The sequence below is a fragment of the Rhodoferax sp. WC2427 genome (genome assembly GCF_040822085.1).
Lineage (GTDB): Bacteria > Pseudomonadota > Gammaproteobacteria > Burkholderiales > Burkholderiaceae_C > Rhodoferax_B.
Map to the genome: position 1 here is coordinate 2,782,570 of NZ_CP162006.1, position 17,065 is coordinate 2,799,634.

Annotated in this window: 16 protein-coding genes; 15 read left to right on the forward strand and 1 reads right to left on the reverse strand. The window is 54.1% G+C overall.

Annotated elements, in window-relative coordinates:
• The first annotated feature begins 112 nt into the window (after window positions 1-112).
• The 15 genes from cyoA to radC all read left to right on the forward strand — a co-directional run bounded on the left by cyoA (window position 113) and on the right by radC (window position 15,986).
• Window positions 113-1,183, forward strand: a complete 1,071-nt coding sequence (gene cyoA / locus AB3G31_RS13190; RefSeq protein WP_367846538.1) for a ubiquinol oxidase subunit II — start codon at window positions 113-115, stop codon at window positions 1,181-1,183.
• Between the two features lie 87 nt (window positions 1,184-1,270).
• Complete coding sequence (cyoB, locus tag AB3G31_RS13195) at window positions 1,271-3,274, forward strand: cytochrome o ubiquinol oxidase subunit I (protein ID WP_367846539.1); 2,004 nt, start codon at window positions 1,271-1,273, stop codon at window positions 3,272-3,274.
• Window positions 3,267-3,905, forward strand: coding sequence for a cytochrome o ubiquinol oxidase subunit III (gene cyoC / locus AB3G31_RS13200; RefSeq protein WP_367846540.1), 639 nt, complete (start codon window positions 3,267-3,269; stop codon window positions 3,903-3,905). The genes cyoB and cyoC overlap by 8 nt, the downstream gene beginning before the upstream one ends.
• Window positions 3,905-4,309 carry a cytochrome o ubiquinol oxidase subunit IV gene (gene cyoD, locus AB3G31_RS13205; protein ID WP_367846541.1) on the forward strand — a complete coding sequence of 135 codons (405 nt, stop codon included), beginning with the start codon at window positions 3,905-3,907 and terminating at the stop codon, window positions 4,307-4,309. Before cyoC ends, cyoD begins: the two co-directional genes overlap by 1 nt.
• Window positions 4,306-5,124, forward strand: coding sequence for an SURF1 family protein (locus tag AB3G31_RS13210; RefSeq protein WP_367846542.1), 819 nt, complete (start codon window positions 4,306-4,308; stop codon window positions 5,122-5,124). The genes cyoD and AB3G31_RS13210 overlap by 4 nt, the downstream gene beginning before the upstream one ends.
• Complete coding sequence (locus AB3G31_RS13215) at window positions 5,108-6,439, forward strand: ATP-binding protein (RefSeq protein ID WP_367846543.1); 1,332 nt, start codon at window positions 5,108-5,110, stop codon at window positions 6,437-6,439. The genes AB3G31_RS13210 and AB3G31_RS13215 overlap by 17 nt, the downstream gene beginning before the upstream one ends.
• Window positions 6,429-6,974: a response regulator transcription factor gene (locus tag AB3G31_RS13220; protein WP_367846544.1), complete on the forward strand. Its 546-nt coding sequence runs from the start codon at window positions 6,429-6,431 to the stop codon at window positions 6,972-6,974. Before AB3G31_RS13215 ends, AB3G31_RS13220 begins: the two co-directional genes overlap by 11 nt.
• Window positions 6,975-7,459: 485 nt before the next feature.
• Entirely contained in the window at window positions 7,460-8,734 is a 1,275-nt protein-coding gene (locus AB3G31_RS13225; RefSeq protein ID WP_367846545.1) for an integrase, read from the forward strand.
• Window positions 8,735-9,552: 818 nt separating this feature from the next.
• A complete protein-coding gene (locus AB3G31_RS13230) occupies window positions 9,553-10,500 on the forward strand; it encodes a hypothetical protein (RefSeq protein WP_367846546.1) in 948 nt (315 codons plus the stop codon).
• 55 nt (window positions 10,501-10,555) lie between these two features.
• Window positions 10,556-11,257 (forward strand): Abi-alpha family protein, encoded by a 702-nt coding sequence (locus tag AB3G31_RS13235; RefSeq protein ID WP_367846547.1) that lies wholly within the window; start codon window positions 10,556-10,558, stop codon window positions 11,255-11,257.
• A gap of 633 nt (window positions 11,258-11,890) precedes the next feature.
• A complete protein-coding gene (locus AB3G31_RS13240; protein WP_367846548.1) occupies window positions 11,891-12,646 on the forward strand; it encodes a hypothetical protein in 756 nt (251 codons plus the stop codon).
• Window positions 12,647-12,977: 331 nt separating this feature from the next.
• Window positions 12,978-13,160, forward strand: a complete 183-nt coding sequence (locus AB3G31_RS13245) for a hypothetical protein (protein ID WP_367846549.1) — start codon at window positions 12,978-12,980, stop codon at window positions 13,158-13,160.
• Window positions 13,161-13,162: 2 nt separating this feature from the next.
• Complete coding sequence (locus tag AB3G31_RS13250) at window positions 13,163-13,768, forward strand: DUF4124 domain-containing protein (protein ID WP_367846550.1); 606 nt, start codon at window positions 13,163-13,165, stop codon at window positions 13,766-13,768.
• Window positions 13,769-14,261: 493 nt separating this feature from the next.
• Entirely contained in the window at window positions 14,262-15,254 is a 993-nt protein-coding gene (locus AB3G31_RS13255) for a site-specific integrase (RefSeq protein WP_367846551.1), read from the forward strand.
• Window positions 15,255-15,362: 108 nt separating this feature from the next.
• Window positions 15,363-15,986, forward strand: a complete 624-nt coding sequence (gene radC / locus AB3G31_RS13260; protein ID WP_367846552.1) for a DNA repair protein RadC — start codon at window positions 15,363-15,365, stop codon at window positions 15,984-15,986.
• Window positions 15,987-16,673: 687 nt separating this feature from the next.
• Here radC and AB3G31_RS13265 read toward each other — a convergent pair.
• Window positions 16,674-17,051 carry a helix-turn-helix domain-containing protein gene (locus AB3G31_RS13265; protein ID WP_367846553.1) on the reverse strand — a complete coding sequence of 126 codons (378 nt, stop codon included), beginning with the start codon at window positions 17,049-17,051 and terminating at the stop codon, window positions 16,674-16,676.
• Window positions 17,052-17,065 lie beyond the last annotated feature (14 nt).

Consider the following 17,065-nt stretch of genomic DNA (forward strand, 5'->3'; position numbering starts at 1 on the left):
GGCTACACAGCCAGGAGAATGATGCCATAGGACAAAACGTCCTATCCGCGTCGCCCACGGATAAACGTAAATTTCATACACTATGCGTTCACCAAATCCCATACTGTCTGGCATGCCCTCCTTCAAAAAACTACGCGGATTGCTTCTGTTTCCAGCCATCGTTTTACTGGCAGGTTGCAACACCGTACTGATGAATCCCTCCGGTGATGTGGCACTGCAACAACGCGATCTGATCGTCGTATCCACGGTGCTGATGCTGCTGATCATCGTCCCCGTGATTGCCCTGACTTTGCTGTTCGCCTGGCGTTATCGCAAGTCCAATACAGAGGCCACCTACGATCCTGAATGGCACCACTCCACCCAACTGGAGTTGGTGATCTGGGCAGCCCCGCTACTGATCATTATTGCCCTGGGGGCCATCACCTGGATCAGCACCCACACCCTGGATCCGTACCGCCCCCTGCAGCGCATTGACGCCAGCCGCGATGTCATTCCGGGCACCGCGCCGCTGGTGGTGGAAGTAGTCGCACTCGACTGGAAATGGCTGTTCATCTACCCCGAGCTGGGCATCGCCACGGTGAATGAGTTGGTGGCCCCGGTGGACCGCCCCATCGCCTTCAAGATTACCGCGTCGTCGATCATGAATTCATTTTTTGTTCCTGCGCTGGCCGGCCAAATCTACGCTATGCCGGGCATGGAAACCAAGCTGCATGCTGTGATAAACAAAGCCGGCGAATATGAGGGCTTCTCGGCCAACTACAGCGGCGCAGGCTTCTCGGGCATGCGCTTCAAGTTCCTCGGTATGAGCAATGAAAAATTCGATGCATGGGCCAAGGCCACCAAGGCGGGCGGTGGCGAACTGAGCCGCGACAGCTACATCCAGCTGGCCCAACCCAGCGAGCGCGACCCGGTACGCCGCTACGCCACGGTGGCACCCGACTTGTACGACGCTATCTTGAACCGCTGTGTGGAGGCCAACCGAATGTGCATGAAAGACATGATGGCCATTGACGCCAGCGGCGGACAGGGTAAGCCCGGTGCTTACAACATCGCCTCGCTGGACCCCGCCACGCGCAAGCGCTTGGGGCTGGAGAACGCACCAGCCCGCACTTACGTGGGAGCCATGTGTACCGCGGCCAACCCCACCGGTGCCGCATTGGTGTCGGCTGTCCAGCCCAGTTAGTTTTTCGTTCCTGCAAGCAATTTACTCCGCGCCGCTCACTACGGCATTTCGGCCTGCGCCGCATTATTTTTGGCATCCGGAATAAAGATGTTCGACAACCTCGATCTTACGAAGCTCATTTTTGGCCGTCTCACCTGGGACGCGATTCCATTCCACGAACCCATCCTGTTGGCGACTTTTATCGCCGTCGCGATCGGTGGCGCTGCCGTGCTGGGGGCTCTCACCTATTTCAAACTCTGGGGTTACCTTTGGAACGAGTGGTTCACCAGTATTGACCATAAAAAAATCGGCATCATGTACATGATCCTGGGTCTGGTGATGCTGCTGCGTGGCTTTGCCGACGCGGTGATGATGCGCTTGCAGCAGGCCTTGTCGTTTGGTGACTCCACCGGCTTTTTGCCGCCACACCATTACGACCAGGTCTTCACCGCGCATGGCGTGATCATGATCTTCTTCGTGGCCATGCCGTTCGTGACCGGGTTGATGAACTTCGTGCTGCCGTTGCAGATCGGTGCGCGCGACGTCGCCTTTCCTTTCCTGAACAACTTCAGCTTCTGGATGACGGCCGGTGGTGCGGGTCTGACGATGGCATCGTTGTTCGTGGGCGAGTTTGCCCGCACCGGCTGGCTGGCTTACCCGCCGTTGTCCGGCATTTTGTACAGCCCTGACCCAGGGGTGGATTACTATATTTGGTCGCTGCAGATCGCGGGTGTGGGTACCTTGTTGTCCGGTATCAATCTGCTGGCCACCATCGTCAAAATGCGCGCGCCAGGCATGGGCCTGATGAAGATGCCTATCTTTGTCTGGACGGCGCTGTGCACCAACGTGCTGATCGTCATGGCCTTCCCGGTGCTGACCGCGGTGCTGGGCCTGCTGTCGATGGACCGCTATGTCGGCACGAACTTCTTTACCAATGATTTCGGCGGCAACGCCATGATGTATGTGAACCTGATCTGGATCTGGGGCCACCCCGAGGTCTATATCTTGGTGCTGCCCATTTTCGGTGTGTTCTCCGAAGTGGTAGCCACGTTCTGCAGCAAGCGCCTGTTTGGCTACGCGTCCATGGTGTATGCCACCATCGTGATCACCATCCTGTCGTACCTGGTGTGGCTGCACCACTTCTTCACCATGGGATCAGGGGCGAGCGTCAACTCGTTCTTCGGCATCACCACCATGATCATCTCCATCCCCACCGGGGCCAAGATTTTCAACTGGCTGTTCACCATGTACCGGGGCCGTATCCGCTTTGAAGTGCCGATGCTGTGGACCATGGGCTTCATGGTCACCTTCACCATCGGTGGCATGACCGGCGTGCTACTGGCCGTGCCCCCGGCCGACTTCGTGCTGCACAACAGCCTGTTCCTGATTGCCCACTTTCACAACGTGATCATCGGTGGCGTCGTGTTCGGCACCTTTGCAGGTATCACCTACTGGTTTCCCAAAGCCTTCGGCTACAAGCTGGATGCGTTCTGGGGCAAGTGTGCATTTTGGTTCTGGTGCATTGGTTTCTACTTCGCCTTCATGCCGCTGTATGTGCTGGGCCTGATGGGCGTGACCCGTCGCATGAGCCATTTTGAAGACCCATCGCTGCAGATCTGGTTTGTAGTTGCAGCGTTCGGTGCCTTCCTGATTGCCATCGGTATCGCCTGTTTCCTGATCACACTGGTGGTGAGCTTCATCCGCCGCGAATCCCTGCGCGACACCACGGGCGATCCTTGGGGTGGCCGTACCCTGGAATGGTCCACCTCGTCGCCACCACCGCCTTACAACTTTGCGTTTACGCCCCGTGTCCATGACCTGGATGCCTGGTGGGATATGAAGAAGCATGGCTATGTACGTCCGCTTACCGGCTTCATTCCGATCCACATGCCCAAGAACACGGCTGCAGGTATGGTGATCGCAGGCATCAGCACGGTCATAGGCTTTGCGCTGATATGGCACATGTGGTTACTGGCAGGTGTAGCATTTATTGCCCTGCTGGTTGCCTGCATTGCCCACACGTTTAACTACAAACGCGATTACCACATTCCTGCCAACGAAGTCGTGCGCATCGAAGCTGCGCGTACCCAACTGCTCGCCAGCCATGTCTGATATGACCGCCACCTCCTCCGTCGGCACTGCCAACGTGCCCAGCAATATGCAGTTCTTCGAGCCCACCGAGCAGCATCCCGAAAACGGCACCTTGCTGGGTTTCTGGATCTACCTGATGAGCGACTGCCTCATCTTTGCCTGCCTGTTTGCGGTGTACGCCGTGGTCGGCCGCAGCTATGCGGCCGGGCCATCGGGTGCCGACCTGTTCGATTTGCCACTGGTGGCGTTGAACACCTCAATGTTGCTGCTGTCCTCCATCACTTACGGCTTTGCGATGCTGGAGATGCAAAAAAACAGGCTCAAGCCAACCATCGTGTGGCTGATCATTACCGGGTTATTGGGCGCAGCCTTCATCGGGCTGGAGCTGTATGAGTTCACCCACCTGATCCACGAAGGCGCAGGCCCACAGCGCAGTGCATTTTTGTCTGCCTTCTTCACGCTGGTAGGTACACACGGCCTTCACGTCACCTTCGGCATCATCTGGCTGGTCACTCTGCTGTTCCAGCTCGGCAAGCATGGACTGATCCCCGAAAACCGCCGCCGCCTGATGTGTCTGTCGATGTTCTGGCACTTTCTGGACGTGGTCTGGATTGGCGTATTTACCTTTGTCTACCTGATGGGAGTGCTGTAATGGGCGCACACACTGAACACGAACACCACGGCAGCCATGGTGACCACAGCGAACACGGCCATGGAGACACCGGCAGCCACAGCACCCTCAAAGGATATGTGACGGGCTTTGTGCTGGCGGTGGTCTTGACGGTCATTCCCTTCTGGCTGGTGATGGGCAAGGTCTTTGACAAACCCCACGTCACGGCGATTGTCATTTTGGCCATTGCCGCCGTACAGATCGTGGTCCACATGATTTATTTTCTGCACATGAACAGCAAGCTGGAAGGTGGTTGGTCGCTATTGGCGCTGATCTTCACCCTCATGCTGTTGGTGATCATGTTGACCGGATCGATCTGGGTCATGTTCCATCTGAATGCGAACATGATGCCGGTGTCGGCCCATGAAATGAAGAACATGCCTTGACCTTGTCTTCAGCCAAGCCATCGGCAACACATTCGGGCCCACAACATGTGGGCCTTTTACTTTTTCTGGCCGCAGTGGTTTTTGCCATCTTCGCTGCGCTCGGAACTTGGCAAGTGCAGCGGCTTTTCTGGAAGCTCGACCTGATCGCCCGGGTAGATCAGCGCGTACATGCCCTGGAGGTGGAGGCACCCACTTCCGATCAATGGCCGCACCTCGATGCGTCGAACGCTGAATACCGGCGTGTCCGCGTCACTGGAACATTCTTGGCGAAGCAAGACACCCTGGTGCAAGCCGTCACAGAGCGCGGCAGTGGCTTTTGGGTCATGGCACCGCTGAGGCGCACCGATGGCACGGTGGTAATGATCAACCGCGGCTTTGTACAGCCCGAGACTACCCGGGCCATCGCACCGCCCGTGGCGGATGCAAGCCAGCAATCCACCGTCACAGGGCTGCTGCGCATGGACCAATCCGGCGGTGCCTTTTTGCGGCAGAACGACCCCAGCCACCAGCGCTGGTATTCGCGCGATGTCCAGGCCATCGGCAAAGCACTGGGCCTGACCCAAGTAGCACCCTACTTTGTCGACGCGGATGCAGTCGCCGCACCGACACCGCAACCGTCCGCTGACGGTGCCCCCGTGTACCCCGTGGGGGGATTGACCGTCATAGCCTTCCACAATAGCCATCTGGTATACGCTCTGACTTGGTACACGCTCGCGGCCATGGTGGCAGGGGCTGCATGGTATTTTTCGCGCTCGGCGCGGCGACTGCGCGACCACCCATTCGCCAAGGAACCCGAACGTGCTGCAGACGACTAAAACACCAAGCGCACTATCCACGCTAGCCCCGGGCCTGGAAGATGCCACGGGGCGCAAGAACATGCACCAACTGGTGCAACTGCGCTGGATCGCTGTCATCGGCCAAATTGTGACGATTCTGGTCGTGCACTTTGGCTTTGGCATTGCCCTCCCCCTGGGCACGATGTTCACGCTGCTGGGCTGCCTGATTGTCTTCAACATTGCCAGCTTGCTCCGCGCCAAAATGTTCCAGGACGTCAGCAACGGCGAGCTGTTCTTCGCACTGCTGGTGGACGTGGGCATGCTCACCACCCAACTTTATCTGAGTGGGGGGGCCACCAATCCATTCGCATTTTTATACCTGCTGCAGGTTACGCTGGGTGCCATGCTGCTCCAAGCCTGGTCCACCTGGACCATGGTGGCTATTACCGCGGCGTGCTTCGCGGGCTTGGCACGCTTCGGCGCACCACTGTCGTTACCGATTGACCACGACCAAGGCCTGAACAGCCCCTACATCCAGGGGATGTTGATCTGCTTTATGCTCAATGCCGCCTTGCTGGTGGTTTTCATCACGCGCATCGGCCGCAATCTGCGTGAACGCGACAGCCGTCTGGCCGACCTGCGCCAACGTGCGGCGGAAGAGGAACACATTGTGCGCATCGGTTTACTGGCATCAGGTGCGGCGCACGAACTCGGCACCCCGCTGGCCACCCTGGCGGTGATTCTGGGTGACTGGCGGCACATGCCACACTTCACCAACGATCCCGAGCTTCTGCAAGAAATCGATGAAATGCAAACCCAGTTGCTGCGCTGCAAAGCCATTGTCAGCAACACCCTGCTATCGGCGGGCGAGGCACGCGGCGAGTTCTCGGTCAAAACCACCATTTGCAGCTTTTTGGACGACCTGGTTGAAGAGTGGCGCGCCACCCGCCCGGTTTACGCCTTCGCCTACTCCAATGCATTTGGCCATGACCTACCGATGGCGTCCGACTTGGCACTCAAGCAAATGGTCTACAACGTGCTGGACAACGCGTTGGACGCCTCCCCTCGCTGGATACAGTTGCAGGCAAACCGCGAGGCCGATGCGCTGACACTTACCGTCACCGACGAAGGCCCGGGGTTCGCCCCCGCCATGCTGGCCCATTTCGGCAAACCCTTCCAATCCAGCAAGGGTCGTACCGGCGGCGGCCTGGGGCTGTTTTTGGTTCTCAACGTTGCCCGTACGCTGGGCGGCAATGTCACCGCATTCAACCGCGTGGAAGGCGGTGCCGTTGTAAAAATCACCCTGCCCCTTGCCACATTCGCCATGGGGAAGACTGCATCCAATGCCGGTTGAATCCACCGAACGCCTGTTGCTCATCGTGGAAGACGATGATGCCTTTGCCCGCACGCTGGGCCGCTCTTTTGAGCGGCGCGGCTACACCGTCATGCTCGCCACCACCCTGGAAGCCGTGGCCACCCTGCTGCAAAAGCGCACACCCGGTTACGCTGTGGTGGACCTCAAGCTCAATGGCGACGCCTCCGGCCTGGCTTGCGTGCAGACACTGCACATGCACAACACCAGCATGCTGATCGTAGTGCTCACCGGCTTCGCCAGCATCGCCACGGCCGTGGAGTCCATCAAGCTCGGCGCCTGCCACTACCTGGCCAAACCCTCCAACACGGACGACATCGAAGCCGCCTTTGGCCGCGCCGCGGGCAACGTCGAGGTACAGCTCACCAACCGGGCCACCTCCATCAAAACGCTGGAATGGGAACGCATCCACGAAATGTTGGCTGAAACCGGCTTCAACATCTCCGAAACCGCCCGCCGCCTGGGCATGCACCGCCGCACCCTGGCACGTAAACTGGAAAAGCAGCAGGTGAAATAGTGGGTAAGCACCAGGGCACCAGGCCATTGCTGCGACTGCAGTCGATGAGATGCCAGGCACGAAATCAGCCCAGGCACCGTTGGGACACACCACCGGCGCCATGCCCGCCAAATACATCCGCCACATACATCCTGCGCAAGGTAGGCAAGAAGGTGGGGCCCGTTCGTTGAATTGCGGAACAACTCCAATTTTTGCGGAAGAAACGAGGGGAATGTGGGGAGGCATTTGCTACAAGCAACGTAGCAAAGAAAAAAGGCCCTGTATTGCTACAGAGCCTTTTCAAATTGGTGGGACGTGCGGGGGTCGAACCCACGACAAACGGATTAAAAGTCCGAAACATAGAGAAACCACTGGACAAGCCTGGACAACAAAATTATCATAAGTCCATGATAAATAACAAGTTATTGTCCTAAGCTGTCCAATCCAATGTTTAACGATTCAACAATATTCTGGCAATATTCTGGCAACAAACGGAGCGCTACGCAATGACTCCAACAGCCGGTCAAATCATAAAAGATGCAGAAATGGGTGTCTTTGTTACCCTTGAGAAGATTCATCCACGCGGCTCGCTTCAGTTTCGCAAGCAGAACAATGGGGCTGTAACGCTCCATTGGCGGTTCAGCCAAGGCGCGACAAGCGGACGCGTGCAACTTGGCGTTTACGACTCTAAGGCCCCACCTAAAAGCCAAAAAGCAACGGTGAACGGCCTCTCCATTGCAGCCGCGAGGCACTTGGCGGAAGAGAAAGCAAATGAGCACTATGGCAAACGCGACGCAGGAGGATGGCCAGCTATAGAGAAAGCCAAACAAGCTGCGCAGTTCGAGTCTGAAGCTGCAATTGCTTCTGCAGCCAAGCACACTCTTAGCAATCTGCTGGGCCTGTACTGCGACCACCTTCAAGCCCTAGGTCGTAAGTCCTACAAAGATGCGTCCTCAATTTTCAAACTTCACGTGATAGAGCCCTGGCCGAATCTTGCGAAAATACCTGCAAACCAGCTAACTGCCGATCAGGTCGCGGAAATGATGCGCCGGGTGCAAGAGTTGGGCAAATTCCGCACAGCCAACAAATTACGTAGCTACCTTCAAGCTTGCTATGGAGTCGCAAAAAGTGCGAAATCAAAGCCCAGCATTCCCAAGGCATTCAAAGAATTCAATATTACTAGTAATCCTCCAGCGGAAACGTCCCCTGACGAGACCCACAATCGAGCTGACAAAAATCCGTTGACTCGTTTGGAGATGCAGAAATACTGGAAGGAAATAGAAAACTTGGAAGGGATACGCGGAGCGCTGCTGCGATTTCATCTGTTGACGGGAGCACAGCGTATTGAGCAGTTAGTTAACCTCTTCAACAAGGACATTGCCGACAACAAAGTGACACTGTGGGATGGCAAGGGGCGACCCGGTAAAGGAGCAAGACCACATCAACTGCCTCTAATTCCATTGGCGGCCAAGGCACTAAGGCTGTGTGCGCCGCAGGGAATCTTCGCACTCTCAACCGATGGGGGGGAAACACACATCGCAGCGACAACGCTGAGCCGTTGGGCAGTTGAGGCAGGTGCAGCCATTCCCAACTTTAAAGCTAAGCGCTTGAGGTCCGGGGTGGAGACACTTTTGGCGTTTGGCAAAATTTCACAAGAAACCCGTGGGCGGTTGCAGTCACATGGAATTTCAGGTGTTCAGGCAAGGCATTATGACGGGCACGAGTACATGGAAGAAAAGGAGAAGGCCTTGAAGCTTCTGCTCAAATTACTGAATGAATGACGTTTGCCACAGAAATAAATCAGTTATATTATTTATCGCACACTTTCTTCGTACGTCAATCTTCTGGCGCGAGGCACGATCCATTATCCAACACTTCGGATTATTTCACTCAAGCACTTGCAAGGCTGTTTAAAGTTGTACATAATTGATCCCGGCCTTAACCTTAAGTAATTCGGATCTTTTGACAAACTGTCATTTGTTGGCCATTCAATAAAAGTATCGAGCCCATAAATTCCTGGGCACATGGCCATCGGTCATGTTGTATACATTCTCAAGTACGGACCGATAGTACCTTTCGGTGCATGACTACCTGTCATGTATGTACTTTATTAAAAAATATCTGAGTTCTAGGCTTACCTACAAGCTCAATCGTGTTTAGCACGTGCTCATGGGCGTGTTCATTTAATAAGTTGAAGGCTATGTATGAAAAACAGTTCACCCCGTGCGGCCCCGAATTTAAACCAGCCAGGCCGTGTTTACGTCAGAGAAGTTATTGAATTTTTGCGGATAAGCCGCAGCACTTTTTACAAAGGCTTGGACACCAATCGCTACCCAGCGCCAGATGGGCATGATGAAACTCGCCCTTTCTGGTATCACAGCACTATTCGTCCATTGGTCCTGAAAGAATAGAGATCCTGTTTTACAGGTATGTGGGGCGGTAGTCACGATCACCCTACGCAATCAATTGCGGAAGTCGCAGCCAAGCCTTGGACTCTTGCAGACCAAGGCCTGATTAGACGCAAGTAGTGTCAGCGGCTTTTCCGTTGTAAGCCCCCCTGTTACTAGTAAGCCAATTCTAGAAAAGCCTGTGGATAACTATGAGTACGAACATTACACTTGCTTCGGGAGTTGATCGAATCCACCTTGTAAGACATATAAGCTGGGCAATCTACAAGTTGATTGGTTCCCAGCTTTGGGGGTTATATAATTTAGTTAAAAACAAGAATATTCTGGTTAAATCTTCTAACGTCAAGTTCAAGATCACCATCAAGTCAGGCGCTCATGGATTGCGGTTGGGCTATTACCCAGAGAAAAAAGGGGCCAAATTGGCAGACCTGATCATCTGTAAGACTAAAATAAATATGGGCTATTTCAAGCTTTGCCTATATCCAGGCCATTTTCCGCCCCAGGAGTATGAGGTTCACTTTGCAGAACTGGAGAACTTGATGGCCGTTTTTTTGCCGGTCTCCTATGCTGAGATGTATGAGCATGCCAAGGTAAGCTATATCGAATTGGCATCAGACAATGGTTCCCAAAAGATGGGGACGTTTCTTGTGTCCCGACCCAAGGTAGTGCAGTCGTCAAGGTTTCTAGAAAAGGACGGAAGCCTTGGTACCCACTACTTGGGGGCCAAGAACGGTGTCAGACGAGACCGAATTTATGACAAGAATCGACAGATGGCAAAGATCGGGAAGTCTCGTCTAGGTACGTGGACGCGTTTCGAAGTGTCCATACGTAATACGGGCTTGCATGTCTGGGAACTGGGGGAAAAGCTTGGCAACCCTTTTCTATCTATGCATGTAGCAGACTTGGCAAAAGCGTATTCCTTCACGAATGATGTCGTGTTACTGAACTTCCTGAAGTACAGTGAAAGCGTGGGGACTGCGACAGCGCTCAAGCACCAGATGCCCAAGTATAAAGTTGCAGCCCGAAAACTATTGAAGCTGGCAAGGGCAACCTGGTGGAAACCGGTTTCTGTGGGTAAATTCTTGCAAACTGCGTTTGAGCAATTTACGCCACAGCCTAGTAGCTATGTTTTGGTTTGAAGCGAATAAAGGAATTTTCCAGCTTTCTGCCAGCCAAGTATTGAGGAAGCCATAAATGAGTTTTGGTGAAGTAGTTGCTGTCGGAGAGGCAGTGGTCCCGTTAGCAGGGAAGACAGCGGAGGTTGTGAGTAAGGTGCACGCGCTCTGGGCGACATTTTTTCCTGCGGCTGCTGGCAAAAACAGAGACAACGCCGAGTTCGAAATTTGGACAAATCGCCTTAGCCTGCTACAGCAGGCGAATGAAAAATCTAGGCTTCTTGGCTCAGAGTTTGTCAGTCACGTTGTGCCGCTCAGCTTTGCAAAGCCTTTTGTAGATGCAGCGTCCCTTCAGGACGAACCATCATTGCAAGACAAATGGGCAAACTTGCTTGTCAACTCGGCTAACGCGAGTAGTGCTGTGCAGCCGCGCGTAGCGTTTGTAACTGTGTTGAACGAACTCAACGACTTCGATGCCATGATCTTAGACAAGCTCTATGCGGTGATGACACATGATCGGGATGCTAGGTACGGTGCGGTCACAACTGAGCTTCCAGAAAAGGCTACAGCCTGGCATAACCATGCTGGTCCCGATCATCCACCATCGGAGGTTGCTGTTTCGCTTAGCAACCTTGCTCGGTTGGGCCTGATTTTGGTTGACAAGGACGGAGGAAGGGAACTGCTTGCCAGTGTCGGCCCGACAAAGTTCGGTCGGGCATTCGTGGCGGCAGTAAATGCTCCTGAGAGAACAGTAGACCTTGGATCCAACTCTTCGAGTTGATAGTCCGGGAGCAGGCCTGGTGTACTTACCCAGCGCATAATTGATTGCGCCGCCTTTGGAGGCGATGCGACGTATCGGTGGTGAGATAAATGCAAACATACCCGCAGCCCCCAAAGTCTGCGCAATTGATTGCGGTGGGAGCCTGTTCACGGTATGGTTTCGGAAAGGGAATAAAGGTAAGGCCATCCGGGATTGGAAGGCTGCCCTGACCCGATTTACCATTCAGTTTGGAGACCGCATCTCCGCTTACTAAGCTCCGACCCGTTTACACAAAAACTCGGACACCCTCACCTACAGTAGTTTTTTTGATGAAATAGTTTAAATGGTTGCATCTATTTCATCCTCAATTTTTAGGATAAATAAAAAATCATGAACCACCAAGATCGTTAGGATGGTCTTTGAGAGGTGCTCATTTCTTAGCTTCCAGTACTTAGATGAGTGAATTTCGGATGTTCCCCTCGGTCAATTTTTCCTAAGATTCGGAGTCTTCTCAAAAAACGGGGGTAGATTTGCACCTAGAGTACAAACGGTTAGCGAAAATATACCTTTCGGCACGGATAACCTAGCAGCTGGTTTTTCCTGTCCTAGCCACTAGCCATTTCCTTGTTAGAGTTCGTGAATCAAAGGACGCTCATGGCCGCACCATTTGAAGACGAAGTAATTCAGTTCATTGGCAGCAGACGACCTCTCAAGCTCGCTTTTCTCGCTGTAACGGTAGTCGGAATTTTGGGGTCTGCGTACTCGACGCTTCACCCTTTGTTTGAAAAGTTGCAGCCATTTACCTATAGGGCGCTCGGAGTAGAACTACCGAAAGATATCAAGCAACGATACAGCTGCGCTTACTTCTCTGGGTCCGCACAGTGGGACCTTCCAAATTCAACCAAGGTTGCCGAATCTCAAGGGATCGTTCGAGTTACAACAACCCTCGCCAACTTTCAAGAAAAATTGTTAGCTTGTCAGAATGCTCTTGGATACAGCCCTCCCCCAATTCCCCCTGCATTAGATGTCGCCCCAAACGAGGTTCCACATATTCAAACGGCACTAATTTCAAACTTGAGCGCATTCTCGGGAGCGTTGCAAAGCAAGGATCGCCTAACTTACCTGCTGTATCAGATAGGCAGCGATACAGCGATGGCAATCACACAGCTTGCTCCTTCGGATCCGGAGGAACTGCGTGATTCCGTAACGACGAGTCTCATACCCTTGGAAGCGGAGGTCGCTAACCGAATTTCGGACTCTCTTGAGGAAGCCAGTGGTATCTGCCCATGCAAGCTTCCAAGGATTGCCGTCCGATCGAACTCAAGACAAGAATTCCTAAGGTCAGCCAGGGAACTTGATGCCGCTATGTCCAATTATCTTGCACCTTTGCCACCTGCAAGGACCCACTGAATTGCCACAAAGCAGCTAGGATTTACGCAATTGATTGCAAACGAAATCTATATCTTGGCAATTGGCACCTAACCAAATCGGCACTATCATTGCAATCAATTGCAAAGTGCCAATTCGGGAACTTTTATAGCGGTAATCCCTTGTTATCGCTACCCTGATGCGCAAGAATGAAGGGGAGCGCATGTTCCAGAACTGCGAAGGCCCCCTTCATTCGAAGGCCGACCATGCCACGTTCTATTGTGCGGTGGCTTATACGCTCCACGCATTGCACCGTGACGGCCACAAGGTTTCCTGCGCTGACACTCAAACCAACTGATCGGAAAACAGGGAGATGGAAATGTTAGTTGATGGGTATTGGTTCGACTACGCGAGTGCCCTTTGCGCCGCAGTATCTGCCTTCTTCTGGGCGTGGTCGGCCAAGATCAAGATTCCGACCGGCTACGACGTAGGGCTTGAACAGAAGGAGCCAGATGCGCTGATGACTGTGATCATCAAACAATCTGCCGCAGCTTAATCATGAAAGCTCAGCTTGGTGGCAGAACCTTGCGGCGGTCAGTTTTGATGATGTTGCTTGCTCTTGTCCCGCCTTTCTTTAGCGGCCTGGCATGGGCCGATATCTTCAAGTGCACAGATGCTTCTGGAAAACTGTCGTTCTCAGATAGGCCCTGCGAGGGCTCTAAGCGCGAGAGTGTGGACCTCCGATACCGAGGAACGGCAGCGCCGCTTTCCGCAACATCGGCAGCTTCTACGCTGACGCAGGCATCGACGCCATCAACTCCAAGCCCGATTTCATCGGGACCGCCAACGTCTCAACTCACTCCCGTTAAGCCGCCCGAAACTCCACTGGCAGAACGCCTTGCTGCATTGTGCGTTGATGTGTACCGAGCTCACCTAGCTTATCCGCAGGGCGTCCGAATTGTCAGCCAAATTTTAGAGAAAAGCTTGTCGGAGTATCTGATAACGGTGCAGGTTAAAACCATCAGCAATCCAGCTACGCCAGCCCGCATTGATCCAATCGTTATTGATGAAAAATTTATCTGCGTTACCGATGGGGGTTCTGGGCTCAATGCCCGGAGTACGGACATGTACGTCAAGCGCCACAAGGACGGACAACGCTTGTAGCGCGGACTGGGTGCCAGCAGTAGCCTCCGCAATTAATTGCGGAGTTATTCGAGGGTGATCATCGTGCTGCCACAGCCCCAAAACTTCAAAATCAAAAACTTGGATGTGATAACAAAGTATGGCTACCGATACCGGGGATGTATGGTGGGTTCCAATACTGGTTTGGAATCGAACGCGGATGAAGGGCTTATCCTAATGGTTGAAAGCTGGAGCCGCATCGTGGAAGGGTGTGGGCAGCGGCACCGGATTACTGCAGGTGCATGCTCCCTTGAGGCAGAGGGATTTGTTTGACGTTCCCGAGCTGCAGGCCTCGGCGTAGCATGCAATCAATTGCGTAAGCAAATTACAGCCCCTCGAATGTGTGATCCTGCACCGCAATCAATTGCGCAATCAGCATGGACAAAAGATGGTCTGAGGCCGGTATCAATATTCATAACTATATGATTTGTATAGATATTTTTGACAAACGGTGGTCGATTGGTTAAAATCGACTATGCAAAAATCACTTAAGTTGTCCCTCCGAAATTCGGGAGCAACCCTGAGTGAAATAGACCCCTGGTGCCTTTCTCCGCAATCAATTGCGGAACCCCTTTCTGCAGATGTGAACTGCATCCAACGGTTCATCACAGCCGCCATCAGCCCGAACACCCGACGCGCTTACCAGCAAGACCTACAGGACTTTCTGAACTGGGGCGGCACCATCCCCTGCACCGCAGAAATCCTCGCTGCCTACGTCGCAGGTCGGGCCAGTAGCCTTGCCACCGCGACCATCACACGCCGGGTCGTTGGTATCGGTCGGGCTCACACCACACAGGGCTTCAGTGACCCCAGCAAGGCGGACCTAGTGCGTACTGTCCTGCGGGGTGTACGGCGTGTCAACGGCACAGCTCAGCGACAGGTGGCACCGTTAATCAAGCAGGACGTAATGGACATCTTGCCGAGTCTGAAAAACCTACGTGGCTCCAGAGACCGAGCCTTAATCCTGCTGGGCTATGCCTCTGCCCTACGACGTTCGGAATTGGTCGCACTCCAAGTGATCGACTTAGAAAACGTCCGGGAAGGCCTTGTGATCCATCTACGCCGCAGCAAGACAGACCAAGAGGGCCAGGGCAGAAAAATTGCCATCCCATGGGGCCGAACCAGTGCCTGCCCTGTAAAGGCCGTGCATACCTGGCTGGCATCTGCTGCCATCGAAATCGGCCCCATATTCCGCGCTGTCGGTAAGTCCAACAAGGTCAGTGATGCTGCACTGTCTCCGCAATCAATTGCGCTGATTCTCAAGGGTCATGCCCAGAAGATCGGCCTGGATTCGACCCAGATTTCCGGACACAGTCTTCGTTCAGGCTTGGTAACCAGCGCCGTACAGGCGGGGGTCAGCGTGCACAAGATCCAGCAGCAAACGGGGCACCGTTCGCTAGACATGCTCGCCCGCTACGTTCGCGATGCAAACCTATTTGAAGGCAACGCTTCGGGAGCACTGCTATGACTTGATGTTTTGAGAGTGATGGCGCTCGGCCATCGAAGATAGCGGCATCCGAAGGTGGTGGAACACCCAGGATGCCTGACCACAAGCAAACTGATTGAGAGTTTAAATATGGCTGAAAGTGATTTTAGCGTTGCTGGGTTAGTGCGGGAGGCCCCCGCGCATTACCTTTGCCACCCCTGGCAGTCCAGCGATACCGAGCTGCTGCAGGTACTGATCGGCGATGCCGAGGTGACCCGTCTGTACAGAGGCTCGCTGGGGCGGTTCTTTGATGATCCTGGTGATGCTGACGCGCCGCAACTATGTGGCATTGCACGGGAACTGGTTCGGCGTTGGCTGGCTGAGAAATTGAAGACCGGTGCGGTGTTCCAAGACCCTGGGGCTGTGAGCGAGTTTCTGAAGCTCCACTTTGCAGGTCGCACCTATGAAAGCTTTGTTGTGCTGTTCCTTGATGCGCACCTCCGCCTTATCTCCGCAGAGGAGATGTTCCGAGGTACGTTGACCCAGACATCGGTCTATCCCCGCGAGGTGGTGGTCGCCGCACTCTCGAAAAATGCAGCAACGGTAATTTTGTCGCACAACCACCCGAGCGGTAGTGTCGAGCCATCAGTAGCCGATGAGGCATTGACCCATACCCTTCAACAGGCATTGGCCCTGGTAGATATCCGTGTGCTGGACCACATCATCGTCGCAGGTGCCGATACCCTCAGTTTTGCCCAGCGGGGGTTGCTATGAGCCGAACCATGCCCAAACAATCTCTCTCCGAAGCGCAGGCAGTTGCAGCGCGCCGAGAAAACAAACCGCTCCCAATGGTGCCCTTCGCCACAGGCAACTCAAAAGGAACGCTGGGCTGGTACAACGGCTTTAGCCCTTCGCAGCGGATGCGGGTCCTAAGAGCGATGAACCTATCAATGGCCAGCGGGGTGCTGTCTCCAGCACAAGGACCTTGTGACCTCTGTAGCGATCCCGCTGCGCCCGTTTTTTACCATAGTGAGGATTACAGCGAGCCTCTCAGATGGGAGCCACCTGCCGCGTACTGTTTGTGCCAGTTGTGCCATCTTCGCAGGGTGCACATGCGGTTTGCTTGGCCGTTGGTATGGCGCGTCCACCTAGGACACGTCCGCCGAGGTGGCTATGGCAGCGACCTAAAGAGTCCAGAGATCAGACACCAACTAGTTCGCTACCGGCGCGGCTTGGAAACCGGTGTGGTGTCAGAGCTTCCATCGCTGCGGCCCTATGCCCTAACCATAGGACGTGAATGGTTCGCGGCTTTGAGTATGGATCCGCGCAGCCGGGTGCTTGGTATTGCCATTGATCAGGGCGTAGTGGATGGTGGGCCGGTCGTTACCGGTGATGCAAGCTCGTGCAATCAATTGCGGAGAAATGCCGGTGCCTTGATCGTCGGTATGGCCGCCTATAGGCTCATGAAGCCGGAGGTTTGATATCACGAGCCATGCAGGCTTCTACCAGTTGAAACAGCTCAGATGGGTTGGTGTCTAAAGCAATTCCCAGGCGGAAGATGATCTTGATGCTTGGCGAGTTGCGGCCTAGCTCGATCAGGGAAAGGTAATTTCGGTCCACACCCGCCTCAAAAGCCAACTGTTCCTGGGACCAAAGTTTGCGTTTGCGCAAGCTGCGTACTGTCTTTCCAAAGGCCTCATCTGCGTCCAAATCAATGCCCAACAAAAATGGGCAAGAGTCGCGGGGATGGGTGAAAATGTCTTCCGCATATATACGGAATTCTTGAAAAGCAACCCATGAAGTCCATGAAATGCCGGGTGGGGACACAACAGGCCCCATCTTTTATCACCTAA